Genomic DNA, 14,099 nt, shown 5'->3' on the forward strand with positions numbered 1-14,099 from the left:
AATTGCAGGTGCATCAGCGTTGGAAATGATTTCATTGGAATATCCGGCAATTGAGCTGCCGGAACAGCTGCGAAATAAATCGCTTTCTATTGCAATTGGACATTTTGACGGTGTACATCGCGGACACCGCAATGTCATTGAGCAAGTTGTTGCAGCAGCCAAGAGAACCGGAGGGTTTTCGGCGGTTATGACGTTTAACCCGCATCCGAAGGAAGTGCTTGGCCGTGGCGATCAATATTACAACTGTTTGACGCCGCTTGCGGTCAAACAGTCGCTATTTGCTGAATTAGGTGTCGATTTGGTGCTAGTCGTCAAATTTGATCATGATTTTGCAGCGATTATGCCGGAGCAGTTTGTTGACGAAGTGCTTCGCCGTTTAGGAGCTGCACAAATTGTAGTTGGTTTTGACTTTAATTTTGGCTACAAGGGCCAAGGAAATGCTGCCGCAATGAAGGCGTTATGCGAGCCGGACATTCAGGTCGAAATTGTTGAGCCGCTATACGATAATGGCTTGAAGGTGAGCAGCACTTATATTCGACAGGCGCTTAGCGACGGTGATATTGAGCTTGCGACAAAGCTGCTTGGACGTCCCTTTGAGATAGCAGGAACGGTTGTGCACGGTGATGGCAGAGGCAGCAGCATTGGCTTCCCGACGGCTAATGTGGATGTTTCCTTGCCTTATGTCATGCCGCGCCTCGGCGTTTTTGGCATATCAGCGGTCGTACTCGGCAAGTCGTATTATGGCGTATTAAATCATGGGATGAAACCGACCTTTAATAAAGAAGATATTCGTCCGGTGCTGGAAGCCCATTTATTCGACTTTCATCAAGCTATTTATGATGAGCCCATTAAACTGCAATTTCATTCTTTTATCCGTCCTGAGCAGCGTTTTAGCAGCGTGGATGAGCTTATCCGGCAAATCCATGCGGATGCTGAGCAGGCGAAGCGTCAGTTTGGCGTGGAATAACTGCCTATTGGCATTTACTTTTGCTATATGCTTGTGATATACTAAAACACGTTGCGATTCTACTTTTTGTCAGAATACGCAGCTGCAATTGGAACCTTAGCTTGGATGTCCGCTCTCACCGACGGCGCCTGGGCTAATGGCGATTATTGAATATAAGTTCAAGGAGGTGACTTTAGGATGGCAATTACACAAGAGCGTAAACAAGAATTGATTGATACGCACAAAACGCATGCGAGCGATACGGGTTCACCGGAGGTTCAAGTAGCTATCCTAACGGAAAACATCGTTAACTTGACGCAACATTTCCGGGAGCACAAGAAAGACCACCACTCCCGTCGTGGTTTGCTCAAGATGGTAGGTCAACGTCGTAAGCTGTTGAAATACCTTAAAAACAAAGATGTTAGCCGTTATAGCGCATTGATCGAAAAACTCGGCCTTCGCCGCTAAAACATGTTTCAAGAGAAGCAACCTGGTTGTTTTGCTGTCCGGCATTACGGACTTGGCAAAATCGGGTTGCTTTTTGTAATATGCGAGAGTTAAGCAGGATATAGAGGTCCTGCTGGCGAATGTTATGTTTGTCAATCGTTTAAAATTATTATTGAAACACAGGAGGGATACGTTTGCAACAGGTTGAAATGATTTTGGGTGGACGGAAGCTTGTTCTAGAAACAGGCAGACTTGCGAAGCAAGCGAATGCTGCTGTAACCGTTCGTTATGGCGACACCGTTGTACTCTGTACAGTGACCGCTTCTAAAGGTCCTAAGGATTTAGATTTTTTCCCACTTACCGTGAACTATGAAGAACGTATGTATGCCGTTGGTAAAATCCCTGGTGGTTTTATTAAACGTGAAGGACGTCCGAGTGAGAACGCGATTTTGTCAAGCCGTCTGACGGACCGTCCAATTCGTCCTTTGTTCCCTGAAGGCTTTCGTAATGATATTCAAATCGCGAATATTGTCATGAGCGTGGATCAGGATTGCTCGCCTGAAATGGCTGCAATGATTGGTACCTCCGCAGCGCTAGCGATTTCTGATGTTCCATTTAACGGACCAATCGGCGGCGTGAGCGTAGGTCGTGTTGACGGCGAATTCGTGATCATTCCAACCGTTGAACAAGAGCAGAATAGCGATATTTTCGTTGTCGTTGCTGGTACGAAAGATGCTATTATGATGGTGGAAGCAGAAGCGAATGAAGTTCCTGAGGACGTTATGCTGGAAGCAATTATGTTCGGGCATGATGAAATCAAGAAAATCGTTGCTACAATCGAGCAATTGCAGGCAGTTGCCGGCAAAGAAAAAATGGAAGTTACGCTTCATACAGTCAACGAAGAAGTAAATGCTGCTGTACGCGCATTTGCATCTGCTCGTTTGGTTGAAGCGATCCGCATTCCCGAGAAGCATGAGCGTCAAGATGCTATTGATGCTGTTAACGTGGATACGGTTGCACATTTCGATGAAGTATATGCAGAGACGCCTGAACTGCTTGGCGATGTTAAAGAAGTGCTTTACGATATCGTTAAAGAAGAAGTTCGCCGCCTAATTACACATGAGAAAATTCGCCCTGATGGCCGTGCGCCAGAAGAAATTCGTCCAATCGAATGTGATGTGGCGATATTGCCGCGTACACACGGATCGGGACTGTTCACACGTGGACAAACACAAGCACTCAGCATTTGTACGCTTGGACCGCTTGGCGATGTGCAAATTCTTGACGGCGTCAGCCCGGAAGAAACGAAACGTTTTATGCATCACTATAATTTCCCGCCATTCAGCGTAGGTGAAGCAAGACCGCTTCGTCCTCCAGGCCGTCGTGAGATTGGACATGGTGCTCTCGGTGAGCGCGCGTTGTCGAAAGTTATTCCATCTGAGGCTGATTTCCCTTATGCTATTCGTCTTGTATCCGAGGTACTCGAATCGAATGGATCAACATCGCAGGCTAGTATTTGCGCAAGCACACTTGCTATGCTGGACGCAGGCGTTCCGATTAAAGCTCCGGTTGCAGGTATTGCGATGGGTCTGATTAAAGATGGCGAGCATTTCTCCATTTTGTCCGACATTCAAGGGATGGAAGATCATCTCGGCGATATGGACTTTAAAGTAGCAGGTACAGCAGAAGGTGTAACGGCCATTCAAATGGATATCAAAATTGACGGTATCGATCGTTCGATTTTGGAGCAGGCGCTTGAGCAAGCACGCGAAGGACGCATGCATATTCTAGGTAAAATGACGGAGATTATATCGGTTGCTCGTCCAAACCTTTCCAAGTACGCGCCTAAAATTCTCACGCTTCGCATTAATCCTGACAAAATCCGTGATGTTATCGGCTCTGGCGGTAAAATCATCAACAAGATTATTGAAGAAACCGGCGTGAAAATCGATATCGAGCAGGACGGCATGGTTTACATTGCTTCTTCTAATGAAGAGATGAACCAAAAAGCCAAAGCGATTATCGAAGGCATTGTGAAGGAAGTGGTAATTGGCGAAATTTATTTAGGTACGGTTAAGCGAATCGAGAAATTTGGCGCATTCGTTGAAATTTTACCGAACAAAGACGGTCTTGTACATATTTCCCAACTGGCGAACGAACGTGTCGCTAAAGTGGAAGATGTCATCGCGATCGGCGACCAAATTACAGTTAAAGTAACGGAAATTGATCAGCAGGGCCGTATTAACTTGTCCCGTAAAGCTGTATTGACGCCAACTGTACCAGCACAATAACGGCTGCAGCGTTACAAGGTAGGGGCACCGCAAGGTGCTTTCTCAAAATATAAGCTTGCAGAGGTTTTCTCTTATTTTACGAGTCTATTTCTGCGCCAAACGGATTGTTGCCGCAAAAAAACGGCAACGCCGTTTATACTTGTTTTATAAACGGAGCAAAGAGCCAGATTTCATCTGTCTCTTTTTATTTTGCCGTCAAAAATTCCTTTCCAATAAAAGTCGGCCAATTTCTCTCTAACATAATCTCGTCCTATTATTCATACATATGGAGCAATGAGGGACGAGGTGAATGAAGGTGCTGAGAAAAATAGGAGCAGCCATAGGCTGCATGCTGATTATGGTCGTGTTTATTCGCGTGAACGCGGGAGGGACTGCCGATTATATCAGCGCAATCAAACGGGAAAGCGGCATGATGACGCAGACGGATGAGTCGATTCTGGATGAAAATAAAGCGAAGCTGCGTGCTGCTGTTACAGCGGAAGCTGAGAGCCGCTCCATTAAGCCAGTCGATGCTCGTATTGACCGCGTATGGAAGGCGATTCCCGGTTATAATGGGCTGGAGGTAGACGTCGAGAGCACGGTGGAGAAGACGATAGCGTCGGGTTCACTCTCGCCGATTTTATATGTGTACAAGGAGACGGCCCCGCGCATTAAGCTGACAGATTTAGGTCCGCATCCGGTATACAAAGGCAATCCGCACAAAAAAATGGCTTCGCTAATGATCAATGTTGCGTGGGGCAATGAATACATAACGCCGATCCTTCAAACCTTGAACAAGGAAGAGGTAAAGGCAACTTTTTTTCTCGATGGCTCGTGGCTGAAGAAATATCCGGAAATTGCCAAGCAGATTCAGGCGGAAGGGCATGAAATGTCCAATCATGCGTATACGCATCCGAAGATGAGCGAGCTCAGCCGCAATGCTGCCTATTTGCAAATTTCCCGCACGGAGGAACTGCTCAAATCGACGCTTGGCGTGACGAATAAGTGGTTTGCCCCGCCTTCGGGCGATTTTAACCAAATGACGGTGCAGGTGGCGGCGGAGCAGAGGCTTCGCACGGTGTTATGGACGATAGATACGGTCGATTGGACGAAGCCGAATGCGGACTGGATCATTCGGCGCATTTCATCGCGGCTGGAGCCAGGCGCACTTATTCTGATGCATCCAACAGCGTCCTCGCGCGATGCTTTAACCGGAATGATTCGTGAAATCAAACGCCAGGGCTATGCGCTTGGCACCGTCAGCGAGACGCTGTCGGAGGCGCGGATTCCCGCTGGTGTTGAGCCGCAACCATAATTTTGATATAGTGTTTACATTCATGCTTACAGGAGGACCCTTCGTGAAAAAATATACGCTTAGCAACGGTTTAAGAGTCGTAGTCGAATATATTCCCACCTTCCGCTCGGTTTCATTTGGCATTTGGGTAAAAACAGGCTCCCGCAATGAAACGCCTGAAAATAACGGGATCTCCCATTTTATCGAGCATATGCTTTTCAAGGGGACAGATCAGCGCAGTGCCAAAGACATTGCCGACCTGTTCGATGGTATCGGGGGCAATGTAAATGCGTTTACCTCCAAAGAGTATACCTGCTATTATGCCAAGGTGCTGGATGAGCATTTGCCGCTCGCTGTAGATGCGCTTTCGGACATGTTTTTCAATTCCAAGCTGGACGAGACTGATTTGGCGAAAGAGCGGAATGTTATTTTAGAAGAAATTTCGATGTATGAGGACACGCCAGATGACAAGGTGCATGATGAAGCATCGCGTGCCGCATATGGCGATCACCCCCTCGCTTATTCGATTCTGGGCCTAGAGGAGCGTCTTGCCGAAATGACGCCTGAAACACTGCGCGCTTATATGAACGATTATTATACGATTGACAACACCGTTGTCAGTGTCGCAGGTAATGTGGAAGAGGGCAAGCTGCTGGAGCTGCTGGAGCAGTATTTTGGCAAGCTTGATCGCAAAGGTACGCCTCAACTGGTGGAAGCGCCGGATTTCCGTGGAGATTATATTTTCTATAAGAAGAAAACCGAGCAAAACCATCTTTGCCTGTCCTTTCAAGGCTGTTCGATTTCCGATGAGAAGCTGTATGCGATGGTGCTGCTCAACAATGCGCTTGGCGGAGGCATGAGTTCGCGCCTGTTCCAAGAAATTCGTGAAAAGCGCGGCCTTGCCTATTCGGTTTATTCTTACCACTCCTCTTATGCGGACAGCGGCTTGTTCACCCTATATGCGGGTACAGCGCCGAAGCAAACGAAAGAAGTGCTCGATTTGACGATGGAGCAGCTCGAGGAGCTTGCTTCCAAGGGACTTGAGGAAGTTGAGCTTCATCGTGGCAAAGAGCAGCTTAAGGGCAGCCTGATTCTTAGTCTGGAGAGCACAAGCAGCCGAATGACCCGTCTTGGGAAAAATGAGCTGATGCTGGGCCGGCATTACACGCTCGATGAGCTGCTTCAGCGCATTGATTCCGTTACGATGGACGATGTGAGAAGCGTAACGGAGCGTTTACTTGCGGCACCTTTTGCGGTGGCAATGGTAGGTTCAAGCGAAAAGGCTGCATCTAAACTTGGGAGGGATCGTTTTGTATCGCGTACTGTTTAAAAGAGTAGAGGGCAACGAAGACATCAAGCTTCCTTGCAAAATGTCCGAATGGGCTGCAGGCTTCGACCTGCAGGCCGCTGTATCAGAGCCTGTTGAGCTTGCACCAGGTGAGCGCAAGCTCATTCCTACTGGCTTTGCGATGGCAATGCCAGCTGAGCTGGAGGCGCAAATTCGTCCACGCAGCGGACTGGCCTACAAGCATGGCATTACATGCTTGAACTCCCCAGGAACGATCGACGCTGATTACCGCGGAGAAGTGAAGGTACTGCTCGTTAATTTGGGGCAGGAGCCGTTCACGATTGCACGCGGCGAGCGCATCGCCCAAATGGTGTTCCAGAAAGTGCCGGTTGTTACTATTGAAGAGGCAGCCGAATTGCCGGATACGGTGCGTGGCAGCGGCGGGTTCGGACATACTGGCGTTTAATGATTAAGACCGGAGCAGCTGCTCCGGTCTTTTTTTTCACCCATTCTGGGCCCAGGCATAAGATAGTCTATATCTACATGCGCGAGAGAGGAGTGAAGCCGATGCTAACAGGCGTTCAGGTGCTGCTGATCGGCGGCGACGCCAGGCAGCTCGAGGTGATTCGCAAACTGACGGAGCTGGATGCGACCGTGGTCATATCGGGCTTTGACGGCCTGCAGTCAACACCCGAGGGAGCCGTTCAAGCTGAATATGATGAACGGTTGTTTGATGGGGTAGACGCCTTAGTGCTGCCTGCTGTTGGAACCGATGACCAAGGCGTCATTAGTGCTGTATTCAGCGATAGCGAGATCAGGCTGGAAGAGCGCTATATGGCTCGCTTGCCTAAGCACTGCAAAGTATACGCGGGTATGGCAAAACCATATTTGAGCGACCTCTGCAAGCAGCATCAGCTGGAATTGGTAGAGTTGTTTGAGCGCGACGATGTTGCGATTTACAACTCTATTCCGACAGCTGAAGGTGCGGTGATGATGGCGATTCAACATACCGATATTACGATTCATGGCTCCACCTGCATGGTGCTCGGATTCGGGAGAACAGGGTTTACATTGGCGCGGACGTTAAAGGGCTTAGGAGCGAATGTACTTGTCGGGGTACGCCGGGGTGAGCACTTTGCAAGAGCGCTCGAAATGGGCTTCGAGCCTTTCTACACCAGCAATTTGCGGCAATATACGGGCAATATTGACTTGCTTTTTAACACAATTCCGACTATGATAGTCACAGCGCAAATTATAGCAAATCTTCCTTCGCGAAGCGTCATTATTGATCTGGCTTCGAGGCCTGGCGGAACTGATTTCCGCTTTGCTGAGAAACGGGCCATTAAAGCGATGCTCGCGCCCGGACTCCCCGGTATCGTCGCACCCAGAACTGCTGGACGAATCATAGCCGATTGTTTAACACAATTGATTATGGACGACTTGATAAATCGGGGGAATGGGGAATGAATTGGTCCGGGCTTACAGTAGGGTATGCATTGTCAGGGTCACACTGCACGTTTGCCGAGGTTATGCCGCAAATCCAGCGGTTTGTAGACGCAGGCGCGAATGTTGTACCTATAGTATCGCAGACTATAATGACGACGGATACGAGATTTGGAACGTCGGAGCAGTGGCAGACACAGCTCAAAGCGATTACTGGCAATGAAATTATTTCGACGATCGTGCAAGCCGAGCCGCTTGGTCCATCGAAGCTTATTGATGTGCTGCTTATTGCTCCATGCACAGGCAACACAACAAGCAGGCTGGCTAATGCGCAGACTGACAGTGCGGTGCTTATGGCATCTAAATCACAGATGCGCAATGGAAGGCCAATCGTCATTGCAATTTCTACGAACGATGGCCTTGGCCTTAATTTGGCGAATATTGCGAAGCTGATCGTAACGAAAAATATTTATTTTGTACCGTTTGGCCAAGATAATCCGGTTCAGAAGCCTAATTCGCTAGTAGCGAGAATGGATTTGGCACTGGAAACATGCGAGGCGGCGCTGCAAGGCAAACAGTTACAACCGCTCATTATTGAGCGTTTTAATTATTAAGCTTTTTATTCTGAGTTTTTATAAGACCGAGGGGAGCATTACGGCAAATGTCAAATCAAAAATTGTTTAACGTTGCAGTAGTTGGCGCAACAGGCGCAGTAGGGGAACAAATACTAAACTTGCTCGATAAGAGAAACTTCCCTATTAAGGAACTGAAGCTTCTGTCTTCAGCGAGGTCTGCTGGTACGAAAATCACATTCAAAGGCCAGGAAGTGACGGTGGAGGAAGCGAAGCCGGAGAGCTTTAAGGGCATTGATATAGCATTATTCAGCGCTGGTGGAGACGTTACGAAGGCGCTCGCGCCGCATGCTGTTGAATATGGAACGGTATGTATTGACAATACGAATGCGTACCGTATGGATCCCAATACGCCGCTTGTTGTGCCAGAAGTGAATATTGACAAGGTAAGCGAGCATAAAGGTATTATTGCCAATCCGAACTGCTCGACGATTCAGATGGTAGCTGCACTTAAGCCTCTTCAAGATAAATATGGCATTAACCGTATTATCGTATCGACTTATCAGGCGGTATCTGGAGCGGGTGCAAAGGCGATTGAGGAAATGCTGCGCCAGACGCGCGCATCCCTTGACGGCGAAGCGGTTAACCCGGCTATTTTGCCGGTAGGCTCGCTGCCTGTGAAGCATCAAATCGCTTTTAATGCGATTCCGCAAATCGACAAGTTTCAAGAAAATGGCTATACGCTTGAAGAGATGAAGATGGTCAATGAAACGAAGAAAATTTTGGATGACCAATCGATTGAGGTTACTGCTACCTGCGTACGTATTCCAGTCGTTTACGGGCATTCGGAATCGGTTTTTGTTGAGCTGAAAAATAACTACGATCTGGAAGATGTCAAGCAGCTGTTGTCTGACGCCCCGGGTGTTGTGCTGGTTGATGATCCGGCGAATCAGCTTTACCCGCTTGCAACGGAAGCAGCCGGCAAGCCGGAAGTATTTGTCGGACGTTTGAGACGCGATCTTGGTCATGAAAATGGGCTTAACCTATGGATCGTATCGGATAACCTGCTTAAAGGGGCCGCATGGAATGCGGTTCAAATCGCCGAACACATCGCACAGGCTTAACGAATAAACGGTGCAAGGACATGATAGCTGGCGGCATCTTGCCTTTTTCGTGATGGGGGAAGAGGCTTATGCGCACTCTCGTTCAGAAATTTGGAGGAACCTCAGTATCATCCGATTTTGCCAGAAATCATTGTTTGGAGCATATTAAGCGTGAACGCGAAAATGGTTTTGGGCTCGTCGTTGTCGTTTCGGCTATGGGTCGCTTAGGCGACCCATATGCTACGGATACGCTACTTGATTTAGTACGAAGCAATGGAGATTCGCTTCCGCTGCGTGAGCGGGATATGCTGCTGGGCTGTGGTGAGATGATTTCTGCCGCGGTCTTATGCAGCTTGCTTTGTTCCAAGGGGATTCCGGCTACCATTTTAAGCGGCTATCAGGCAGGCATTATAACGGACGGGCATTTCGGTCAAGCGAGAATTAACGATTTGCGTCCGGAGCAGCTTCTAAAGAATCTTGGTGAAAATAAGGTCGTTATTGTTACCGGTTTTCAAGGCGGCACCGAAGGTGGAGAGCTGACTACGCTCGGCCGCGGCGGGAGCGATACGTCGGCGACTGCACTTGGCGCTTCGCTGCGTGCAGAGCGGGTAGATATTTATACCGATGTCAATGGTATTCTGACAGCTGATCCGCGAATTGTGAATGATGCAAAACCGCTTCTTGTCGTCAGCTATGCAGAAATTTGCAATATGGCTCGTCAAGGGGCTAAGGTCATTCACCCCCGTGCTGTTGAAATTGCCCAGCAAGCGAGAATACCGATTCGTGTACGCTCAACTTTTTCGCTCGATGAAGGAACGTTAGTAACGGACAGTCCGCTCCATGCTACCGGAATGGTAAGTGACCGTCATGTGACAGGCATTGCGCATGTAGCGGGCATTACTCAAATTTCGGTGCAGACGGTGGAAGGCAAGGCGGATGTCCAGTTGCAAGTTTTTCAAACGATGGCCCGTCATCACATTAGCGTAGATTTTATAAATGTAACGCCGAGCGGAGTCGTTTACACGGTATTTGACTACGATGCAGCGAAGGCTGTAGCCGTGCTGGCGGACTGTGGCTATGCGCCGACAGCGATTAGCGGTTGTGCAAAGGTGTCAGTCATTGGTGGCGGCATGAACGGTGTTCCGGGAATTATGGCACGTATTGTAGAGGCGCTTACGCTGCAAGGAATTTCCATTATGCAAGCCGCGGACTCCAATACGACCATTTGGGTATTGGTCAAGGATGTGGACATGGCATCTGCGCTGCGCGCACTTCATTCCAAGTTCGAGCTTCATTTGTAGCAGGAAACAACCGCAATAGACCCGTTTTTGCGAAGCAACGCTTTGGGCCCGGGCTTGCGAAGAAGCTTTTGCTTCGCAAAACTTAGATTTAGATGCTTACGAAGTGAGTTTTGCTTCGCAAAACTTTAAAGTAGATGCTTACGATGTGAGTTTTGCTTCGCAAAACTTTTAGGAGGAGTCAGAATGGAATATGGAAGGTTAATTACAGCGATGGTCACCCCATTCGATGCTGCTGGCGAAATTGATTGGGATGCGACTGGACTATTAATCGATTACTTAATTGAAGAACAGCTTAGCGATAGTCTTGTTGTATCTGGAACAACGGGCGAGTCTCCTACACTTACGGATGAAGAAAAAGAAGCACTATTTCGTTTTTCCGTAGAGCGTGCTGCTGGACGGGCTAAAATTATTGCAGGCACAGGAAGCAATAATACGGCGCATTCTATCCATTTGACGAAGGTAGCTGAGGCAAGTGGAGTTGACGGTGTGCTGCTAGTAGCGCCTTATTACAACAAGCCGAGCCAAGAAGGCCTTTATCAGCATTTTAAAGCGATTGCAGAGTCGACGAAGCTTCCGGTTGTTTTGTACAATGTTCCGGGCCGTACAGTCGTGAATATTTCGGTTGAAACGACGCTGCGTCTAGCGGCAATTAGCAACATCGTAGCTACAAAAGATTGTGCATCATCCGAGCAGATCATTCAGCTTGTAGCAGGCGCTCCAGAGGGCTTTAAAGTATATAGCGGCGACGATGCGGCGACACTTCCGACTTTAGCTGTAGGCGGCTATGGCATTATTAGTGTAGCTAGCCATGTTATCGGCAAAAAAATGAAGCAGCTTATCGAAGCTTATGTGAGTGGAGATGTTGCTTTGGCGGCGAAGCTAAACGCCGAATGCTTCCCGGTATTTAAAGGCTTGTTCGATTGTCCGAATCCGGTACCTAACCCTGTTGCTCTGAAGCATGTACTGGGACTGCGCGGTGTCCCGGTTGGCGGAGTTAGACTTCCTTTGGTAGGCGTTAGCGAATCGGAAGCTGCATTTTTGCAAAACTTGGTTGATTCCTCGACCGCATTTTAATTCAACCTCTTAATAAATCATGAAGCTGTTGCCTTGGCAACAGCTTTTTTTATATTCACCCCATTTATTTTCCGACATGCACATTCATGTTATGTTCCATTCATTTGCACTTCCAATTTTACGGATGCGGCTGGTGGCTGACCGTGCAATATTATATATCGTTATTGCAGTTGTAGTTATAATCTCTAACAAATTCGACCATGGTGAAGGCGCAATTCCGCTTTTTCATGCCATCACAGCTGCATGGGCAGTCTGCGGTTTTAAAAACAATGGGTGAAGAGGAAACAAGCGGAGTGAAAGGTATGGGAGTGAGAAGCGCAAGCGTTCGCTTTTGCCTTGTGTTTTCTACCGCTAAAGCTTTTACAGTTCGGAGAAATCACAGGGGAATGGCGATCGACCCCCAAACCTTTCACGCAGCGCTCCAACCTCATCCCATTCTTTTCCACTCACCCGGTCCCTCAGCCTTGTATTCGATCTTTTTCATCATGTATAATGAGTTCAAGTGATCGGGTGCGGAAATGATTTGCAAATTAAGCGAAGAATGGAGCAGTTGCCTTCTTGTTTAACAGGAAAAAAACATGACCTCATCAGGTTGGAAAAAGGAGGGATAATCATTGTCCAAAAAAAATGTGCAGGATAAACTGTTGATTTTTGCATTAGGCGGAATTGGAGAAATTGGAAAAAATATGTATGTCATTCAATATGACAATGATATTGTGATTGTAGATGCGGGGCTTAAATTTCCGGAGGAGGATATGCTCGGTATAGATATTGTTATTCCGGACATTTCGTATTTGAAGGAAAATCGCGAGAAGGTACGCGGCATTGTCATTACGCATGGACATGAGGATCATATCGGCGGGCTTTCCTACATGCTGCGCAGTCTTAACGTTCCGGTATATGCCACGAAGCTGACGCTGGGACTCATTGAAGGCAAGCTGAAGGAAGCAGGACTACTGGGCGAAACCAAGCGAATACTCATTAATGCGGAATCGGAGATAGAGCTGGGCAGCATCAATGTGTCTTTTTTCAAGACGAACCACAGCATTCCTGATTCCGTAGGCGTATGCTTGGAGACGCCTGAGGGTGTTGTCGTACACACGGGTGACTTCAAATTTGACCATACGCCAGTCAATGGGCAATATGCTGACATTAAGCGCATGGCGGAAATTGGGCAGAAGGGCGTGCTTGCGCTGCTGTCCGACAGTACCAACGCGGAACGTCCAGGCTATACGCCTTCGGAGAAAAATGTAGGAGAAGAGCTCAAAGATATATTCCGCAAATCGCCGCAGCGGGTCGTAGTTGCAACGTTTGCCTCCAACGTTCACCGCATTCAGCAGGTGATAAACGCCGCTATCGCTACGGATCGCTATATTGCTGTCGTTGGACGCAGTATGGTCAATGTGGTGGGCATCGCTGGAGATTTAGGCTATTTGAACATTCCAGACGGCATGATTGTAGAACCGGAAGCTGTGAATAAGCTGGCCGCTGATCGCGTCGTTATTTTATGTACGGGCAGCCAAGGCGAGCCCATGTCAGCTTTGACACGCATGGCGCGTTCGACTCATCGTAAAGTCGATATTTTGCCGGGGGATACGGTCATTATTGCAGCGACGCCAATTCCGGGCAACGAGCGGTATGTAGGGCGGACAGTGGACGAGTTGTTCCGTCTTGGAGCGAACGTCATTTATGGACCGGGCTCGGTATCCGGTGTCCACGTTTCTGGTCACGGCAGCCAGGAAGAGCTGAAGCTGATGCTTAATCTGATTAAGCCCAAATATTTTATCCCCATACATGGTGAATTCCGGATGCTGCGGCAGCATGCCTTGCTGGCCGAGGCAGTTGGCATTGAGAAATCGAATATTTTCGTTATGGAAAATGGCGATACGGTAGAGGTGCAGGGCGGCAAGGCACGCAGAGGCTCGAAGGTTCCGGCAGGCAATGTGCTGATTGATGGTCTTGGCGTTGGCGACGTCGGCAATATTGTGCTTAGAGATCGCAAGCTGCTGTCGCAGGACGGCATTCTCGTCGTCGTGGTGACGCTGCGGAAGCAGGAGGGCACGATTGTGTCTGGACCTGATATTATTTCGCGCGGCTTCGTTTATGTACGTGAATCGGAAGGTTTGCTCGACGAGGCGAACAAAATTGTATCGGCGACGCTGTTGAAGCTGATGAACGATAAAGTGAACGAGTGGGCTTCGCTGAAGACCAATGTGAAGGATGCGCTCGGTCGTTTCCTCTATGAGAAGACGCGCCGCCGGCCGATGATTTTGCCAATCATTATGGAAGTATAGTTGAACAAAAATAAAAAAGAGTGATGAACGCCCGGATAACCGGACCGTTCGTCACTCTTTTTTTCGT

At 48.4% G+C, this 14,099-nt stretch carries 12 protein-coding genes; all 12 read left to right on the forward strand.

Translation table 11 applies throughout. From position 1 onward, the window contains the following. Window positions 1–25: 25 nt before the first annotated feature. The gene (locus MHB80_RS12970) at window positions 26–967 is read left to right on the forward strand and encodes a bifunctional riboflavin kinase/FAD synthetase (RefSeq protein ID WP_341282950.1); all 942 of its coding nucleotides are present in this window, start codon (window positions 26–28) and stop codon (window positions 965–967) included. Window positions 968–1,144: 177 nt separating this feature from the next. Next, window positions 1,145–1,414, forward strand: coding sequence for a 30S ribosomal protein S15 (rpsO, locus tag MHB80_RS12975; protein ID WP_341282514.1), 270 nt, complete (start codon window positions 1,145–1,147; stop codon window positions 1,412–1,414). A gap of 188 nt (window positions 1,415–1,602) precedes the next feature. Next, window positions 1,603–3,684, forward strand: a complete 2,082-nt coding sequence (gene pnp / locus MHB80_RS12980; RefSeq protein WP_341282951.1) for a polyribonucleotide nucleotidyltransferase — start codon at window positions 1,603–1,605, stop codon at window positions 3,682–3,684. A gap of 289 nt (window positions 3,685–3,973) precedes the next feature. Further along, the gene (locus MHB80_RS12985) at window positions 3,974–4,978 is read left to right on the forward strand and encodes a polysaccharide deacetylase family protein (RefSeq protein ID WP_341282515.1); all 1,005 of its coding nucleotides are present in this window, start codon (window positions 3,974–3,976) and stop codon (window positions 4,976–4,978) included. A gap of 43 nt (window positions 4,979–5,021) precedes the next feature. After that, window positions 5,022–6,287, forward strand: coding sequence for a pitrilysin family protein (locus MHB80_RS12990; RefSeq protein ID WP_341282516.1), 1,266 nt, complete (start codon window positions 5,022–5,024; stop codon window positions 6,285–6,287). Beyond that, window positions 6,268–6,711: a dUTP diphosphatase gene (gene dut / locus MHB80_RS12995; RefSeq protein ID WP_341282517.1), complete on the forward strand. Its 444-nt coding sequence runs from the start codon at window positions 6,268–6,270 to the stop codon at window positions 6,709–6,711. The genes MHB80_RS12990 and dut overlap by 20 nt, the downstream gene beginning before the upstream one ends. 101 nt (window positions 6,712–6,812) lie before the next feature. Beyond that, window positions 6,813–7,712, forward strand: a complete 900-nt coding sequence (dpsA, locus tag MHB80_RS13000; protein WP_341282518.1) for a dipicolinate synthase subunit DpsA — start codon at window positions 6,813–6,815, stop codon at window positions 7,710–7,712. Beyond that, window positions 7,709–8,302 carry a dipicolinate synthase subunit B gene (locus MHB80_RS13005; RefSeq protein ID WP_046230765.1) on the forward strand — a complete coding sequence of 198 codons (594 nt, stop codon included), beginning with the start codon at window positions 7,709–7,711 and terminating at the stop codon, window positions 8,300–8,302. Before dpsA ends, MHB80_RS13005 begins: the two co-directional genes overlap by 4 nt. A gap of 47 nt (window positions 8,303–8,349) precedes the next feature. Next, a complete protein-coding gene (locus tag MHB80_RS13010) occupies window positions 8,350–9,384 on the forward strand; it encodes an aspartate-semialdehyde dehydrogenase (RefSeq protein WP_341282519.1) in 1,035 nt (344 codons plus the stop codon). A 68-nt stretch (window positions 9,385–9,452) separates the two neighbouring features. Then, complete coding sequence (gene dapG, locus MHB80_RS13015) at window positions 9,453–10,664, forward strand: aspartate kinase (protein WP_341282520.1); 1,212 nt, start codon at window positions 9,453–9,455, stop codon at window positions 10,662–10,664. A gap of 183 nt (window positions 10,665–10,847) precedes the next feature. Next, complete coding sequence (gene dapA / locus MHB80_RS13020; protein WP_341282521.1) at window positions 10,848–11,738, forward strand: 4-hydroxy-tetrahydrodipicolinate synthase; 891 nt, start codon at window positions 10,848–10,850, stop codon at window positions 11,736–11,738. Between the two features lie 614 nt (window positions 11,739–12,352). Then, a complete protein-coding gene (locus tag MHB80_RS13025) occupies window positions 12,353–14,032 on the forward strand; it encodes a ribonuclease J (protein WP_341282522.1) in 1,680 nt (559 codons plus the stop codon). Window positions 14,033–14,099: the final 67 nt, after the last annotated feature.

Origin of the sequence: Paenibacillus sp. FSL H8-0537 (assembly GCF_038051995.1) — a bacterium.
Lineage (GTDB): Bacteria > Bacillota > Bacilli > Paenibacillales > Paenibacillaceae > Pristimantibacillus.